Source organism: Paenirhodobacter enshiensis (assembly GCF_000740785.1).
In the GTDB taxonomy this organism is placed as follows: domain Bacteria; phylum Pseudomonadota; class Alphaproteobacteria; order Rhodobacterales; family Rhodobacteraceae; genus Rhodobacter; species Rhodobacter enshiensis.
Genome location: NZ_JFZB01000005.1, coordinates 72,726 through 85,161, shown reverse-complemented (window position 1 = coordinate 85,161; position 12,436 = coordinate 72,726). Strand labels below are relative to the sequence as shown.

General features: G+C 65.8%; 12 protein-coding genes. 5 read left to right on the top strand and 7 right to left on the bottom strand.

Annotated elements, in window-relative coordinates; translation table 11 throughout:
* Nucleotides 1–750 carry a bifunctional demethylmenaquinone methyltransferase/2-methoxy-6-polyprenyl-1,4-benzoquinol methylase UbiE gene (gene ubiE / locus CG50_RS03395; protein ID WP_036635257.1) on the bottom strand — a complete coding sequence of 250 codons (750 nt, stop codon included), beginning with the start codon at nucleotides 748–750 and terminating at the stop codon, nucleotides 1–3.
* Between the two features lie 78 nt (nucleotides 751–828).
* On the opposite strand from ubiE, the gene mutM reads away from it, so the two are divergent.
* The gene (mutM, locus tag CG50_RS03390) at nucleotides 829–1,674 is read left to right on the top strand and encodes a bifunctional DNA-formamidopyrimidine glycosylase/DNA-(apurinic or apyrimidinic site) lyase (RefSeq protein WP_036635255.1); all 846 of its coding nucleotides are present in this window, start codon (nucleotides 829–831) and stop codon (nucleotides 1,672–1,674) included.
* A gap of 130 nt (nucleotides 1,675–1,804) precedes the next feature.
* Entirely contained in the window at nucleotides 1,805–2,581 is a 777-nt protein-coding gene (locus CG50_RS03385; RefSeq protein WP_036635253.1) for an enoyl-CoA hydratase, read from the top strand.
* Between the two features lie 118 nt (nucleotides 2,582–2,699).
* Here CG50_RS03385 and CG50_RS03380 read toward each other — a convergent pair whose 3' ends face one another.
* Together CG50_RS03380 and CG50_RS03375 are read right to left on the bottom strand one after the other, a co-directional pair.
* Nucleotides 2,700–3,356, bottom strand: a complete 657-nt coding sequence (locus CG50_RS03380; protein ID WP_036635251.1) for a pseudouridine synthase — start codon at nucleotides 3,354–3,356, stop codon at nucleotides 2,700–2,702.
* Entirely contained in the window at nucleotides 3,353–3,967 is a 615-nt protein-coding gene (locus tag CG50_RS03375) for a LysE family translocator (protein ID WP_036635848.1), read from the bottom strand. The genes CG50_RS03380 and CG50_RS03375 overlap by 4 nt, the downstream gene beginning before the upstream one ends.
* 131 nt (nucleotides 3,968–4,098) lie before the next feature.
* Here CG50_RS03375 and CG50_RS03370 point away from each other — a divergent pair, with 131 nt between their 5' ends.
* Entirely contained in the window at nucleotides 4,099–4,446 is a 348-nt protein-coding gene (locus CG50_RS03370) for an STAS domain-containing protein (RefSeq protein WP_036635248.1), read from the top strand.
* 7 nt (nucleotides 4,447–4,453) lie between these two features.
* The gene (locus CG50_RS03365; RefSeq protein ID WP_161785378.1) at nucleotides 4,454–4,897 is read left to right on the top strand and encodes an ATP-binding protein; all 444 of its coding nucleotides are present in this window, start codon (nucleotides 4,454–4,456) and stop codon (nucleotides 4,895–4,897) included.
* A gap of 1 nt (nucleotide 4,898) precedes the next feature.
* Here the strand turns inward: CG50_RS03365 and hspQ are convergent, their stop codons facing one another.
* Nucleotides 4,899–5,237 (bottom strand): heat shock protein HspQ, encoded by a 339-nt coding sequence (gene hspQ, locus CG50_RS03360; protein WP_036635246.1) that lies wholly within the window; start codon nucleotides 5,235–5,237, stop codon nucleotides 4,899–4,901.
* A gap of 1,300 nt (nucleotides 5,238–6,537) precedes the next feature.
* Here hspQ and CG50_RS03355 point away from each other — a divergent pair.
* Nucleotides 6,538–7,113: a transglycosylase SLT domain-containing protein gene (locus CG50_RS03355; RefSeq protein ID WP_036635245.1), complete on the top strand. Its 576-nt coding sequence runs from the start codon at nucleotides 6,538–6,540 to the stop codon at nucleotides 7,111–7,113.
* Between the two features lie 24 nt (nucleotides 7,114–7,137).
* Here CG50_RS03355 and CG50_RS03350 read toward each other — a convergent pair whose 3' ends face one another.
* The 3 genes from CG50_RS03350 to CG50_RS03340 form a co-directional block, all read right to left on the bottom strand.
* A complete protein-coding gene (locus CG50_RS03350) occupies nucleotides 7,138–7,737 on the bottom strand; it encodes a LolA family protein (RefSeq protein WP_036635243.1) in 600 nt (199 codons plus the stop codon).
* A 109-nt stretch (nucleotides 7,738–7,846) separates the two neighbouring features.
* On the bottom strand, nucleotides 7,847–11,080 hold the full coding sequence (locus tag CG50_RS03345; RefSeq protein ID WP_036635240.1) for a DNA translocase FtsK: 3,234 nt from the start codon (nucleotides 11,078–11,080) through the stop codon (nucleotides 7,847–7,849).
* 11 nt (nucleotides 11,081–11,091) lie between these two features.
* Entirely contained in the window at nucleotides 11,092–12,270 is a 1,179-nt protein-coding gene (locus CG50_RS03340; RefSeq protein WP_036635239.1) for an aminotransferase class I/II-fold pyridoxal phosphate-dependent enzyme, read from the bottom strand.
* Nucleotides 12,271–12,436: the final 166 nt, after the last annotated feature.

The following is a 12,436-nucleotide window of genomic DNA, read 5'->3' as shown; positions in this document are numbered from 1 at the left end:
TCAGATCTTCCAGCCCGAATGCAGCGCCGCGATGCCCATCGACAGGTTGCGGTAACGCACCTGAGCGAACCCGGCCTCGCGGATCATGTTGGCGAAGTTTTCCTGGTCGGGGAATTTGCGGATCGATTCCACCAGATATTGATAGCTGTCGCGGTCATTCGCCACGATCTGGCCCATCAGCGGGATCACGTTGAACGAATACTTGTCATAGAGCCATTGCAGCATGTCATTCGGGATGCGGTTGAATTCCAGCACCATCAGCCGGCCGCCGGGCTTCAGCACGCGGTAAGCCTCGCGCAGCGCGTCGGGGATGCGGGTCACGTTCCGGATGCCGAAGGAGATCGTGTAGACGTCGAAGGAATTGTCCGGGAAGGACAGGTCCATCGCGTCCTCGACCTGCCAGGTCAGCCGATCGGCCAGGTTCGCGGCTTCGGCGCGCTTCTCGCCTTCCTTCAGCATCGGCTCGGTCAGGTCGCACACGACCGCCGTGGCGCCGGGGGCACGTTCGAGGAAGCGGAACGCCACGTCGCCGGTGCCGCCCGCGACGTCGAGAAGGCGCTGTTCCGGCCGCGGCGACAGCCAGTCCATCATCGCGTCCTTCCAGAGGCGATGGATGCCCACGCTCATCAGGTCGTTCATGATGTCGTATTTGGAGGCCACGCGCGAGAACACGCCGTGCACCATCCCGGCCTTCTGATCCTCGTCCACGGTCTGGAAACCGAAGTGCGTCGTTCTGTGCTGTTCCGCCATCGTGATCTCTTGCCGATGCTGATATGTGACCTTCCTTATAGGCGCCCCTGCGGCCATGACAATGAGACAGGACAAATCATGCCGGAACTGCCCGAGGTGGAAACGGTCAGGCGCGGGCTGGTCCCCGCGATGGAGGGGCGGCGGATCGCCCATGTGACGCTGAACCGCCCGGATCTGCGCTGGCCCCTGCCCGAGAACATGGCCACCCGGCTGGAGGGCGCGCGGGTTGAACGGCTTCGGCGGCGCTCGAAATACATTCTCGCCGATCTCGACACCGGCGAGAGCCTGCTCATCCATCTGGGCATGTCGGGGCGGATGCTGGTCTCGGGGATCATGCTGGGGGATTATCATTTCGAGCATCCCGCCCCCGAGAAGCACGATCACGTCGTTCTGGACATGGAAGGCGGCGCGCGCGTCACCTTCAACGATGCGCGCCGGTTCGGGGCGATGGATCTGGTGCGCACCGACCGCGAGGCGGCGCATTGGCTGCTGGCGGGGCTCGGGCCGGAGCCTCTGGGCAACGATTTCAGCGAGGCCTATCTGATCGCGCGCCTGCACGAGCGCAAAAGCCCGGTCAAGACCGTGCTGCTCGATCAGCATGTGGTCGCGGGACTGGGCAACATCTACGTGAACGAGGTGCTGTTCCGCGCCGGCATCGACCCGCGCCGGCAGGCGGCGAGGATCGCGGCGAAGCGCATCGGGCAGATCGTGCCACTGGTGCGCGAGGTGCTGTCCGAGGCGATCGAGGCCGGCGGCTCCAGCCTGCGCGATCACCGGCAGGCCTCGGGGAAACTTGGCTATTTCCAGCATACCTTCCGCGTTTACGACCGCGAGGGCGAGCCCTGTCCGGTCTGCGGCACGCCGATCCGGCGCATCGTGCAATCCGGCCGGTCGAGCTTTTTCTGCCCGTCGTGTCAAAGCTGAGCTTGATCGGACGCCCCCCGATGTGACGTCGCGGCGCGCTGTGCCGGGCCGGGGGGCGGTGGCGGAACGGCTTGCCAAATGCCCCTGTCCTGTTAGGACTCGGCGCTGAAACTAGGAAAGGCATGCCCAGATGGCCTATCAGACCCTGATCGTCGAAGTCGAAGATTACGTCGCTCTGATCCGGTTGAACCGCCCCGAAGCCCTGAACGCGCTGAACTCGATGCTGCTCGGCGAGCTGGCCGAGGCGCTGAAGGAAGCGGACGCCAACGACAAGGTGCGCTGCATCGTCATCACCGGGTCGGAAAAGGCCTTCGCGGCTGGCGCCGACATCAAGGAAATGTCGACGAAGACCTCCGTCGAGATGTTCCTGTCGAACTTCTTCGGAACGGAATCCGAGTCGCTTCTGCGCACCCGTAAACCGATCATCGCCGCGGTGGCGGGCTATGCGCTCGGCGGCGGGTGCGAACTTGCGATGATGTGCGATTTCATCCTGTGTGCCGACAACGCGAAGTTCGGTCAGCCGGAGATCAACCTCGGGATCATCGCGGGGATCGGCGGAACGCAGCGTCTGACCCGCTTCGTCGGCAAGTCGAAGTCGATGGAAATGCACCTGACCGGCCGCTTCATGGATGCGGCCGAGGCGGAGCGTTCCGGGCTGGTGAGCCGTGTGGTGCCGCTCGCGCAGCTGCTGCCCGAGGCGCTGGCGACGGCGCGCAAGATCGCCTCGAAATCGCAGGTCAGCGTGCTGGCGGCGAAAGAGGCCGTCAATCGCGCCTACGAGACCACGCTGCACGAGGGCGTTCTGTTCGAGCGCCGGCTGTTCCACTCGCTGTTCTCGACCGAGGACCAGAAGGAAGGCATGGCGGCTTTCCTCGAAAAGCGCGAGCCGCAGTTCCGCGACCGCTGAGGTCACGCGCGGGCCTTTCGGGGCCTGCTTTGCGTGACGGTCTGGAGAGGGGGCTCTGCCCCCTCGGGCCTTCGGCCCTCACCCCCGGGATATTTGCGGCGAATCGAAAGAGTGGCCGTCAGAACGGGACGGGGGCGGAGAAGGTCATGTAGCGGCCGCCGTCCGGGTGGCGGATGCGCAGGCTTTCGGCGTGCAGCATCAGACGCGGGAAGTCGCGGGCCGGACCTTCGGAATAGAGCGGATCGCCGAGGATCGGGTGGCCCTGTTCCTTCATGTGCACGCGCAGCTGGTGGCTGCGCCCGGTCAGCGGGGTCAGGCGGACGCGGGTGGTGTCGCCCTCGTAGCGCAGCACGCGCCAGTCGGTCTGGGCGGGCTTGCCGTTCTCGTGATCGACATGCTGGCGCGGCCGGTTCGGCCAGTCGACGCAGAGCGGCAGGTCGACATGGCCTTCCTTCGGTTCCAGATGTCCCCAGAGCCTTGCGATATAGTGCTTTTTCGTCTGGCGGTGCTCGAATTGCAGGCCGAGGTGGCGTTGCGCATGGGGCGTCAGGCCGAAGATCGTCACGCCGGAGGTGTCGAGGTCCAGCCGGTGCACCAGGAGGATCGTCGGGAATGCGCCGCGCAGCCGGTTGATGAGACAGTCATCGCGCCCCTCGCCCTTGCCGGGGACGGACAGCAGGCCGGCGGGCTTGTCGACGACGAGGATCTCGTGATCGACATGCAGAACCCGCGGCTGTTCGGCCGTGGGGCGGTAGACGAACTCCTGATCGGTCATGTGTCGAGTGCCAGCTTCGCGGCGAGGCCGCCGAACAGCACCGCCGCGACGCGGTTCAGGATGCCGAGCCGACGCGCCAGACGCGCGCCGAGCCAGCCCGCCGTCGCGCCATAGGCGCTGGTGATGAGCGTTCCGGTGCAGCACACGAGCCCGCCGAGGATCAGCATCTGCTGCCAGACCGGGCCGACGGCCGGGTCGGTGAACTGCGGCAGATAGGCCAGCATGAACAGCATGACCTTGGGGTTCATCACATTGGTCACGACGGCGCGGCGGAAGGCGTTTCTCGGGCTCAGGGCGCCGCGTTCGGTGTCCGGGCCCGGGGTGACGGCGTGCCAGCTTTTCCATGCGATATAAAGCAGATAGGCGGCGCCGAGCCAGCGCACGACAATCAGCGCTCCGGGATGGGCGGCGACCAGCGCGCCGAGGCCGAAGGCGGTGGCGCAGCTGTGCACGATGCCGCCGATGCCGACGCCGAGACCTGCAGCCGCGCCGGCCTTCGGTCCGCCCTGGATGCCCGAGGCGGTGGCGAACAGCACGTCCGATCCCGGTGTCAGGTTCAGCACCAGCGCCCCCACCATGAAAGCGGCCAAGGTCGCGGCCGGAATGGCCATCAGCGTGTCCCACATCGTCGTCGGTCCCGAATGATCTGTCTCATCCTTACACGAGCCAGGCCGGTCCGGGAATGGCTTACCGACTGGTAACTTTTTCCCGCCATGATGGGGCATCCAATGGGAGAATCGGCTTGGAGCTGCATGTCGAAACACGAGGAGAAGTTCTTGTCGTGCGCCCCGAGGGGGAGCGCCTCGATGCCGTCGCGGCGATTCCTTTCAAGGAGCAGATGCGCGGGCTGACTGCGGGGCACCGCGGTCCGGTTGTGCTGGATCTGTCGCGGGTGGTGTTTCTGGACAGCTCTGGTCTGGGCGCCATCGTAGCGGTGCTGAAATCTCTGGGCATGCCGGGACGGCTTGAGCTGGCAGAGCTGCAACCGAATGTCGACAAGGTGATGCGACTCACGCGGATGGACACGGTGTTCCGGATCTCGTCCAGTCTGGCGGACCGGTTGTCCGGTGGCTGGCGCGATGCGGGCTGAGGCGATCATGGCGCATCCGGGCCCCTGTGCGGAGCATGGCTATTACAGCCGGGTCTTCGATGCGACGCCGGAGGCGATCCGCGCGATTCTGTGCAGTGCCGCGCGATATCTGCGCCTGCTTCTGCCCGAGGATGTCGCCGGTTCGGTTGAGATCGTTCTTGCGGAGATTCTCAACAATATCGGCGAGCATGGCTATCCCGCAGGGTGCGCCGGGCGTATCCGGTTGTCGTTGATGCTGGATAAATCAGATCTGTTCTGCACGGTTTCGGACCGGGGAGACGAGATTCCAGCCGGTTTGTTTCAGACCGGCCCGCCGCGATGTTCGCGCCCGGTTCCGGCGGACTTGCCGGAGGGAGGGTTTGGAACCTTTCTGATTCGCGATCTGACGCGGGAAATTCATTACCGGCGTGAAGACGGCTGCAACCTCATCACGTTCCATATGACGGTCTGAGTCAGTTCAGCGCGACATAGGGGTCGTAATGGCCGCCGTGAAAGTCTCCGAACATATCTGCGAGATCGGGGTGCTCGACTGGTTCGCCGCTATCGTCTGGCTCAAGGTTTTGTTCCGACACATAAGCGACATAGCTGTTGTCATCGGTGCAGGCGAGCAGGTGATAGAACGGCTGATCCTTGACCGGGCGCTCGGCTTCAGGGATGGAAAGATACCAGTCCTCATCATTTGAAAACACCGGATCGACATCGAAGACGACTCCGCGAAACCCGTGCTTGCGGTGACGGACGACCTGTCCGAGGCCGTATCTGGCCCAAGTCGTGGGTGCGGTACTTTTCATGCCGGACTTGCTATCCGGCTGAGGCTTCGCTGTCCACAGCAGACCGTCTGGCGGAGACAACCGTCAGGCGTCCACCGGAAGGTGGGCTCGATGGCCGGGGGGGGCGCTTCACGATCATGAGGAGGACGATCATAAAGAGATGACGTCAGATATGTTCTGACGGTGCATCGGGCCGAATCAGTCGCTGAGATCGGATAAGAACAGAGCTCCGGCGGGCGCGGGTCTGTGCCTCACGCAGGGCGGATAGCGCCCGGAGAACCGCTGTTGGGTCGTCGGGTTCGCGGAGCGAGCCGAGAGCGTGCGGCGGGCCTGAATTCGCTGTGGAGCCCCGGGGCGTCAGCTGTCAGACGGGAATGGGTTCGGAGCCGCATGAAGCTTTGCGCCGTCGGCTTGTTCTTGCAAGTTTCAACATCGTCGGGGGGCATGAACGGAATCCCCTGGTCGGGGTCAAATCCGGTTGTGGTGTCGGGATGTTTGACCTGCGGGTCGCGCCCGCTCCGATGGGATGTGTCCTCTTTACCGAAGAAAGGCCGGGACGGCTTTCGCGATTTCATGACGCGGGTTGAGCTGAAAGGGGGGGCACACGAAAGATCGGGCGGGAAATGTGCCGTAGGCCATTGTAATTATGGGAACTCCTTTGCCCGGATATCGTGGGGCGGCCCTCTGCGGAGACGAAGATTATCCATCGTGGCAAATGCGCAGGATGTGGATTTCGGTAGGCGCATCGGATTCACGAATGGATGTCGGCAAAGGCCGGTGGGCCTGAAATCGGTGACGGTGCCGTGCAATCCCGTGACCATCCTGCATTCCTTCCCCGTCTGTTGCGTGTGAGCGTCGGGGCACTTCCAGGTCCGGATCTGGCCCGTTCAGGGCGTCGGGATCTGCCGGATCAGAAACGGTGGCGCTGAGGGCCGCGATCTGTTGGGGGCTGCGCGGCCTTCTGACTGGCCGGCTCCTGGCTTCGCATGGCGCCGTGCCGAATGAACCGGGTCGTATCGCGCGCCGCGGGCATTTTCCGGAAGAGGACGCAGCCGTCGCCGTGTCGGATCTGATGACCGGTGAGGCGCGAATGCGTCGCGGCTTCACCGGACGCTGCCGGCGCCGCTTTGTCCGGGGCCGCACGCGGAGTCGGCCTTGCACGGTCCTCCACGCGAGACGGCCGGGCGCTCTTCGCGATATGCGCCGTTCCGGGCCATTGCCCCGCCGTGCGCCGACCGTTGCCGCTGCATCGCTTTGCCATTCCACAGCGGGAGGATTTTTCGTAAACTGTCGAAAACAACGCCCCGAGGGCAGAGCAGTCATGAACAAGTTCCTGAAACTGGCCATCCTGCTGATGGTCGCGTCTTGCGGTGGCGGGTCGCACGCGCCGCGCAACCTCGATAACGCATGTGCTCTGGCACGGGAAAAACCCGATTATTACAATGCCATGCGTCGGACTGAAGCGCGCTGGGGCGTGCCGGTTCCGGTTCAGATGGCAACGTTCCACGCCGAATCGAAGTTCGTGGGCGATGCCAAGACGCCGCATCGCTACGCACTCGGGATCATTCCGCTGGGGCGGCAAAGTTCTGCCTATGGGTTCAGTCAGGCCCTCGATTCGACCTGGCGCGACTATCAGCGCGACACCGGCCGTTACAGTGCGCGGCGCAACAAGTTCGCGGACGCCTCGGATTTCCTGGGCTGGTACATGGACGGCACGTCGCGCTCGCTGGGGATTTCCAAGTGGGATGCGCGCAGCCAGTATCTGGCCTATCACGAGGGGCGTCAGGGCTATGCGAACGGCTCGCACAATGCCAAGGGCTGGTTGATGGGCGTGGCGAACCGGGTTCAGTCGCGCTCCGACATGTATCGCAATCAGCTCAACAGCTGCCGGGGCTGAGCGGGCCCGGCCCGCAGATGCCGTTTACTGACGGCGCTTCTGGGTCTCGGTGTCGATGCTGAACAGGCTCGCCGGCAGGTCCACGCCGGTCTGCAGGTTCTGCAAGATCACCACCGTCTTCGATCCGCTGTCGTCGGTCACGGTCCACTGCCGCAGCTCTGTCGGATTGGCGGTGAACACCAGACTGATCGAGCCGTAATCCGGATGGTCCGGGTCCTGCGCGACGACGGTCGTGGTCTTGTCGTCGCTGGTGTGCCCCACCACCATGTTCGAGCGCCCCAGATCCACATTCGCCGCCAGGATCAGGTTCAGCGGCGTGCGAGACAGCGGGTATTGCTGCGGCGGCTGGTTCGACTTCGGGTCGAACACCGCCACCGTTCCGCCCGAGGCCAGAACAAGCGTCTTGTCGGTGTTATACTCGAACCGCACCCGGCCCGGTCGGCGGATGTAGATCGTCCCGGTCGAAAGCGAGCCGTCGGAATTCACCTGGGTGAACTTGGCCTGAGCCGTCGTCAGCCCGTTCAGATAGGCCGACAGCGTCGCCAACGGGATCTTGTCGGCGAAGGCGGGAACCGCGAGGGTCAGGGCAAGGACGGGCGCGAGCGCGAAACGAAGCATGTTCATGCCCGCAAGATAGCGCAGAGCCGATCGAGCAGAAAGCCCCGCCGGATCACCTCGGGCGGGGCTTTCTTCACGTTCCGGGCATTGGGCCGGGCATCGGGCCGGGGTGGGGTTACGCCTCGGGGACCAGGATCTCGCGCTTACCGACGTGGTTCGCCGGGCTGACGACGCCCTCGTCCTCCATCTGCTCGACCAGCCGCGCGGCCTTGTTGTAGCCGATGCCCAGCTTGCGCTGGATGTAGGAGGTCGAGCATTTCCGGTCCCGCGCCACGATCGCCACCGCCTGATCGTACAGCGCATCCTCGCCTTCGCTGTTGCCGCCGAGGCCGAGAACCTGGTCGATGTCGCTCGCCATTTCCTCGTCCGGCCCCTCGACCACGCCCGACATGTATTCCGGCGGCCCGAAGGATTTCAGATGGTTGACGATTTCCTCGACCTCCTCGTCGCTGACGAAGGGGCCGTGGATACGGGTGATGCGCGAGCCGGTGCCCATGTAAAGCATGTCGCCCATGCCCAGAAGCTGCTCGGCGCCCTGTTCGCCCAGAATGGTGCGGCTGTCGATCTTCGAGGTCACCTGGAACGAGATCCGGGTGGGGAAGTTCGCCTTGATCGTGCCGGTGATGACGTCGACCGAAGGCCGCTGCGTCGCCATGATCAGGTGGATGCCCGAGGCGCGCGCCATCTGCGCCAGACGCTGGATGCAGGCCTCGATTTCCTTGCCGGCGACCATCATCAGATCGGCCATCTCGTCGACGATGACGACGATATAGGGGAAGGCCTGCGGCTGGAATTCCTCGGTCTCGAACACCGGCTCGCCGGTTTCCTCGTCGAAGCCGGTCTGGACGGTGCGCTTGAACATCTCGTTCTTCGACAGCGCCTCGCGGACGCGGCCGTTGTAGCCCTCGATGTTGCGCACGCCCATCTTGGACATCTTGCGATAGCGCTCTTCCATCTCGCCGACGACCCATTTCAGCGCCACGACGGCTTTCTTCGGGTCGGTGACGACGGGGCTCAGCAGATGCGGGATGCCATCATAGACCGACAGTTCCAGCATCTTCGGGTCGACCATGATGAGGCGGCATTCCTCGGGCGACAGCTTGTAAAGCAGCGACAGGATCATCGTGTTGATCGCCACCGACTTGCCCGAGCCGGTGGTGCCCGCGATCAGCAGATGCGGCATCTTGGAGAGGTTGGCGATCACCGGCGCCCCGCCGATATCCTTGCCGAGCGCGAGCGGCAACCGCATGTTGCTGTCGCCGAAATCGCGCGAGGCGAGGATCTCGCGCAGCAGAACCTTTTCGCGGTGCACGTTCGGCAGCTCGATGCCGATGACAGAGCGGCCCGGCACCGTCGAAACACGCGCCGACAGCGCCGACATCGAGCGTGCAATGTCGTCGGCGAGCCCGATCACCCGGCTGGCCTTCAGACCCGGCGCGGGTTCGAGTTCATACATCGTGACCACGGGGCCGGGGCGGACCGAGACGATCTCGCCCTTCACGCCGTAATCCTCGAGCACGCTTTCCAGCATCCGCGCGTTCTCTTCCAGCGCCTCGTCCGACAGCATGTGCCGTTCGATCGTCGTGGGATTGGCGAGAAGGCTCAACGGCGGGGTCTCGTAAGCGGGATGGCCCGAGGCCTCAAGGCCCAGCCGGGGCTGCGCCTCGGCCACGGCCTGCCGCGAGGGGGCAGGGGCCTTGCGCGGCGCGGTCATCACGCGGCGCTCGGGTGCTGCGGCCGGGCTGGCCTGACGGATCAGGCCGGCATGTGCCGGCAGCGGCGGAATCGCGTCGTCGTCATCGTCGTCCTCGTCGAGGGTGGCGAAGGCGTTGCGGTCGAAGTCGTCTTCCTCGGGCGCGGCCACGACCTCGCGCCGGGACGGAGCGGTCCAGCCGGCTTCGGCGGGCGCGATATCTCCGGGCGCTTCATAGAGGTCCGCCTCGGGAGCAGGTTCGGGCGCCATGACGGGCGGTTCCGGCATCCGGGGGCGCAGCGGCTCTGCCGGGCGCGGCGGCGCGGCGGGGCGGGGGGCGCTGAAGCCGGAATGTGCCGAAAGGCCCGGCATGTAGCGCGGCTGCGCCTGAAGCGGGGGCTCGGCGCGGCGCAGCGGCGGCGCGACCGGAGCGGGCGCGGCAGCCGCCCGCGCACCGCGCGAGAGCCGGGCCGCCACCGCCGCGAGCACCGAGGCCGGCGTGGCCGGAGCTGGCGCCGTCACCGGAGCGGGAGCGGGAGCGACAGGGGAGGCCGTGGGGGCCACCGGCGCGGCGGCGGCCCGGCTGTCGCGCGGTTCCGCCCGCAGCGGGGTGCGCGGTTCGGCGTAATAGCTGTCCTGCATCGCGGGCGCGGCCGGCGGCACAGCCTCGGCGCGGGTCTGGACGGCGCGCGCGATGCGGGCGCGGATGCGCTCGGGCGGCGGGGCAGGGGTGTCGTCGTCTTCGAAAACATTGTCCCACTGCGGTTCGATCAGCTCGGCGCGGGGGTCGTCATAGGCGTCGGACATCGGCTCGGGGGCGCGACGCACCCGCGAGGCGGAGCGGGTCGGCTGCGGCGCATATCCGTCGTCCACCGACCAGTCCCGCTGCTGCAATTCGGCCTGCTGCTGTTCCCATGCGGCAAGCTCGGCGGCCTGGCGGGCGGCTTCGGCGCGGCGCTGGCGGGCATGTTCGGCCGCCTGTCGCGCGGCCTGAACCGAGGCCATCGCGCCTGTGCCGAGCGCGTTCATCGCCCGGTCGTAGAGGGTTGCCGCGCTCAGCGCCGCGACCCGCGCCATCGTGCCGAGTTCGGTCTTCTCGAAGCCCAGCACGAACAGCGTCATCGCGATCATCGCGAAGAACAGCACCACCGACATCAGCGTCAGCCCGAACGAGCCCGACACCGGCGAAATGCCGAGCAACGATCCCGCGATCATGTCGCCGAAATGTCCGCCGAGCCCGTAGGCCTGACGCCATTCCGCCCCCGGCACCAGCAGCGCCGAGAACACCGAGGCCACCGCCACCGCGATCGGGAAGAACACGATGCGTCCGCTCAGCCGCTCTTCGCCGATGTGAAGGATGAAGCGCATCCCCCAGACGGCAAGACCGCAAGGCACCAGCCAGGCGCCCTTGCCCACGATCACGATCATCGGCGAGGCGATCCCCGCCCCGATCCGGCCCAGCCAGTTGTGCACCGGGGCACTGGAAACCGCCATCCAGCTGGGATCATCGGGCGCGTAACTGCCCAGAAGCATCGCCGTCAGCACCCCCAGAACCACCAGAACCGCGCCCAGCAGTTCTTTGCCCCGCCGTTCCAGCGCTGCCTGGGTATTCTGATCCAGCAGCGGGTCTCGCTGCCGTGCCTGATACGATGCCATGCCGATCCTCGTTACGTGTAGAGGCAGTCGCGAAGCTGGATCAGCCCGCGCCGCGTTTCTTCTCTTGGGGCGACCAGAGCCACCCGGATATATCCCTTGCCGGGGTTGAAGCCGTCCGCCTCGCGCGCGAGGTAGGCACCCGGCAGGACGCGCACCCCGGTTTCGGTCCACAGCTTCAGCGCCGCCGCCTCGCCATCCTCGACCGGCAGCCACAGGAAGAAGCCGCCCTCGGGCATCCGGAAGCTGTTGACGCCGGAGAAGATCTCCTCGGCGTCACGGTATTTCTCGGCGTAAAGCGCGCGGTTTTCGATGACATGCGCCTCGTCGGACCAGACCCGTTCCGACACGCGCTGCAACGGCAGCGGCACCGGCGCCCCGGTATACGAGCGCAGCCGGCGCATCAGACGCACCGCCTCGGTCCCGCCCGCGACGAAGCCCGAACGCAGCCCCGGCAGGTTCGAGCGCTTCGACAGCGAGTTGAACACCACCACGCGCTCGGGGTCGATGCCTTCCTCGGCCGCGACTTCGAGCGCGCCGGGCGGCGGCGCATTGCGGTAGATTTCGGCGTAGCACTCGTCCGAGAACAGCCGGAAATCGTGCTTTTCCGCCAGATGCAGCAGCCGCGCCAGATAATCGCGCGGCGCGACAGAGCCCTGCGGATTGGCGGGGCTGCACAGATAGGCGATGGTCACGCGATCGAGGATCTCGGCCGGCAGCGCCTCGTAATCGGGCAGGAAGCCGGTTTCCTCGGTCGCCGGGACGAAGACGGGCTCGGCGCCCACCTCGACGGCGGCGACCGCGTAGACCTGATAGAACGGGTTCGGGATCAGCACGACGGGCTTGCGGCCGTTCTTGGTCTCCGGGCTCAGCGCGATGGCGGCGTTGAACAGCCCCTCGCGCGTGCCGTTGAGCTGCATGATCCGCTCGGGGCCGACATCGACCTTGTAGCGCCGCCCGATCCAGCCCGAAATCGCATCGAGCAGCTCGGGCGTGCCGTCGTTCGGCGGATACTTGCCGAAACCAGCCATGTTTTCGGCCAGCACCCCGGCCACGAAGCCCGGCATCGCGTGCTTCGGTTCGCCGATGGTCAGGTTGATCGTCTCGCCGCCTGCGGGATGCGAATCGAGCAGCTTCCGCAGACGCGGAAAAGCATATTCGGGCAGGTTCGAGAACCGCTCGGGAGTGTCCATCTGTGCCTCATGTTCGGGGTCGTTTCGCCCCGTTTGACCCGAAGGTTACCGAAGCACGGACCCCGCGTCCAGAAAAAGCATGTCACGCCAAGGGTTGATCGGCGGATTGACACGCGGGTTGTGGCCGGCCCGGCGGGCCTGGCACATCGTGCCGCAGGCCAAAGCC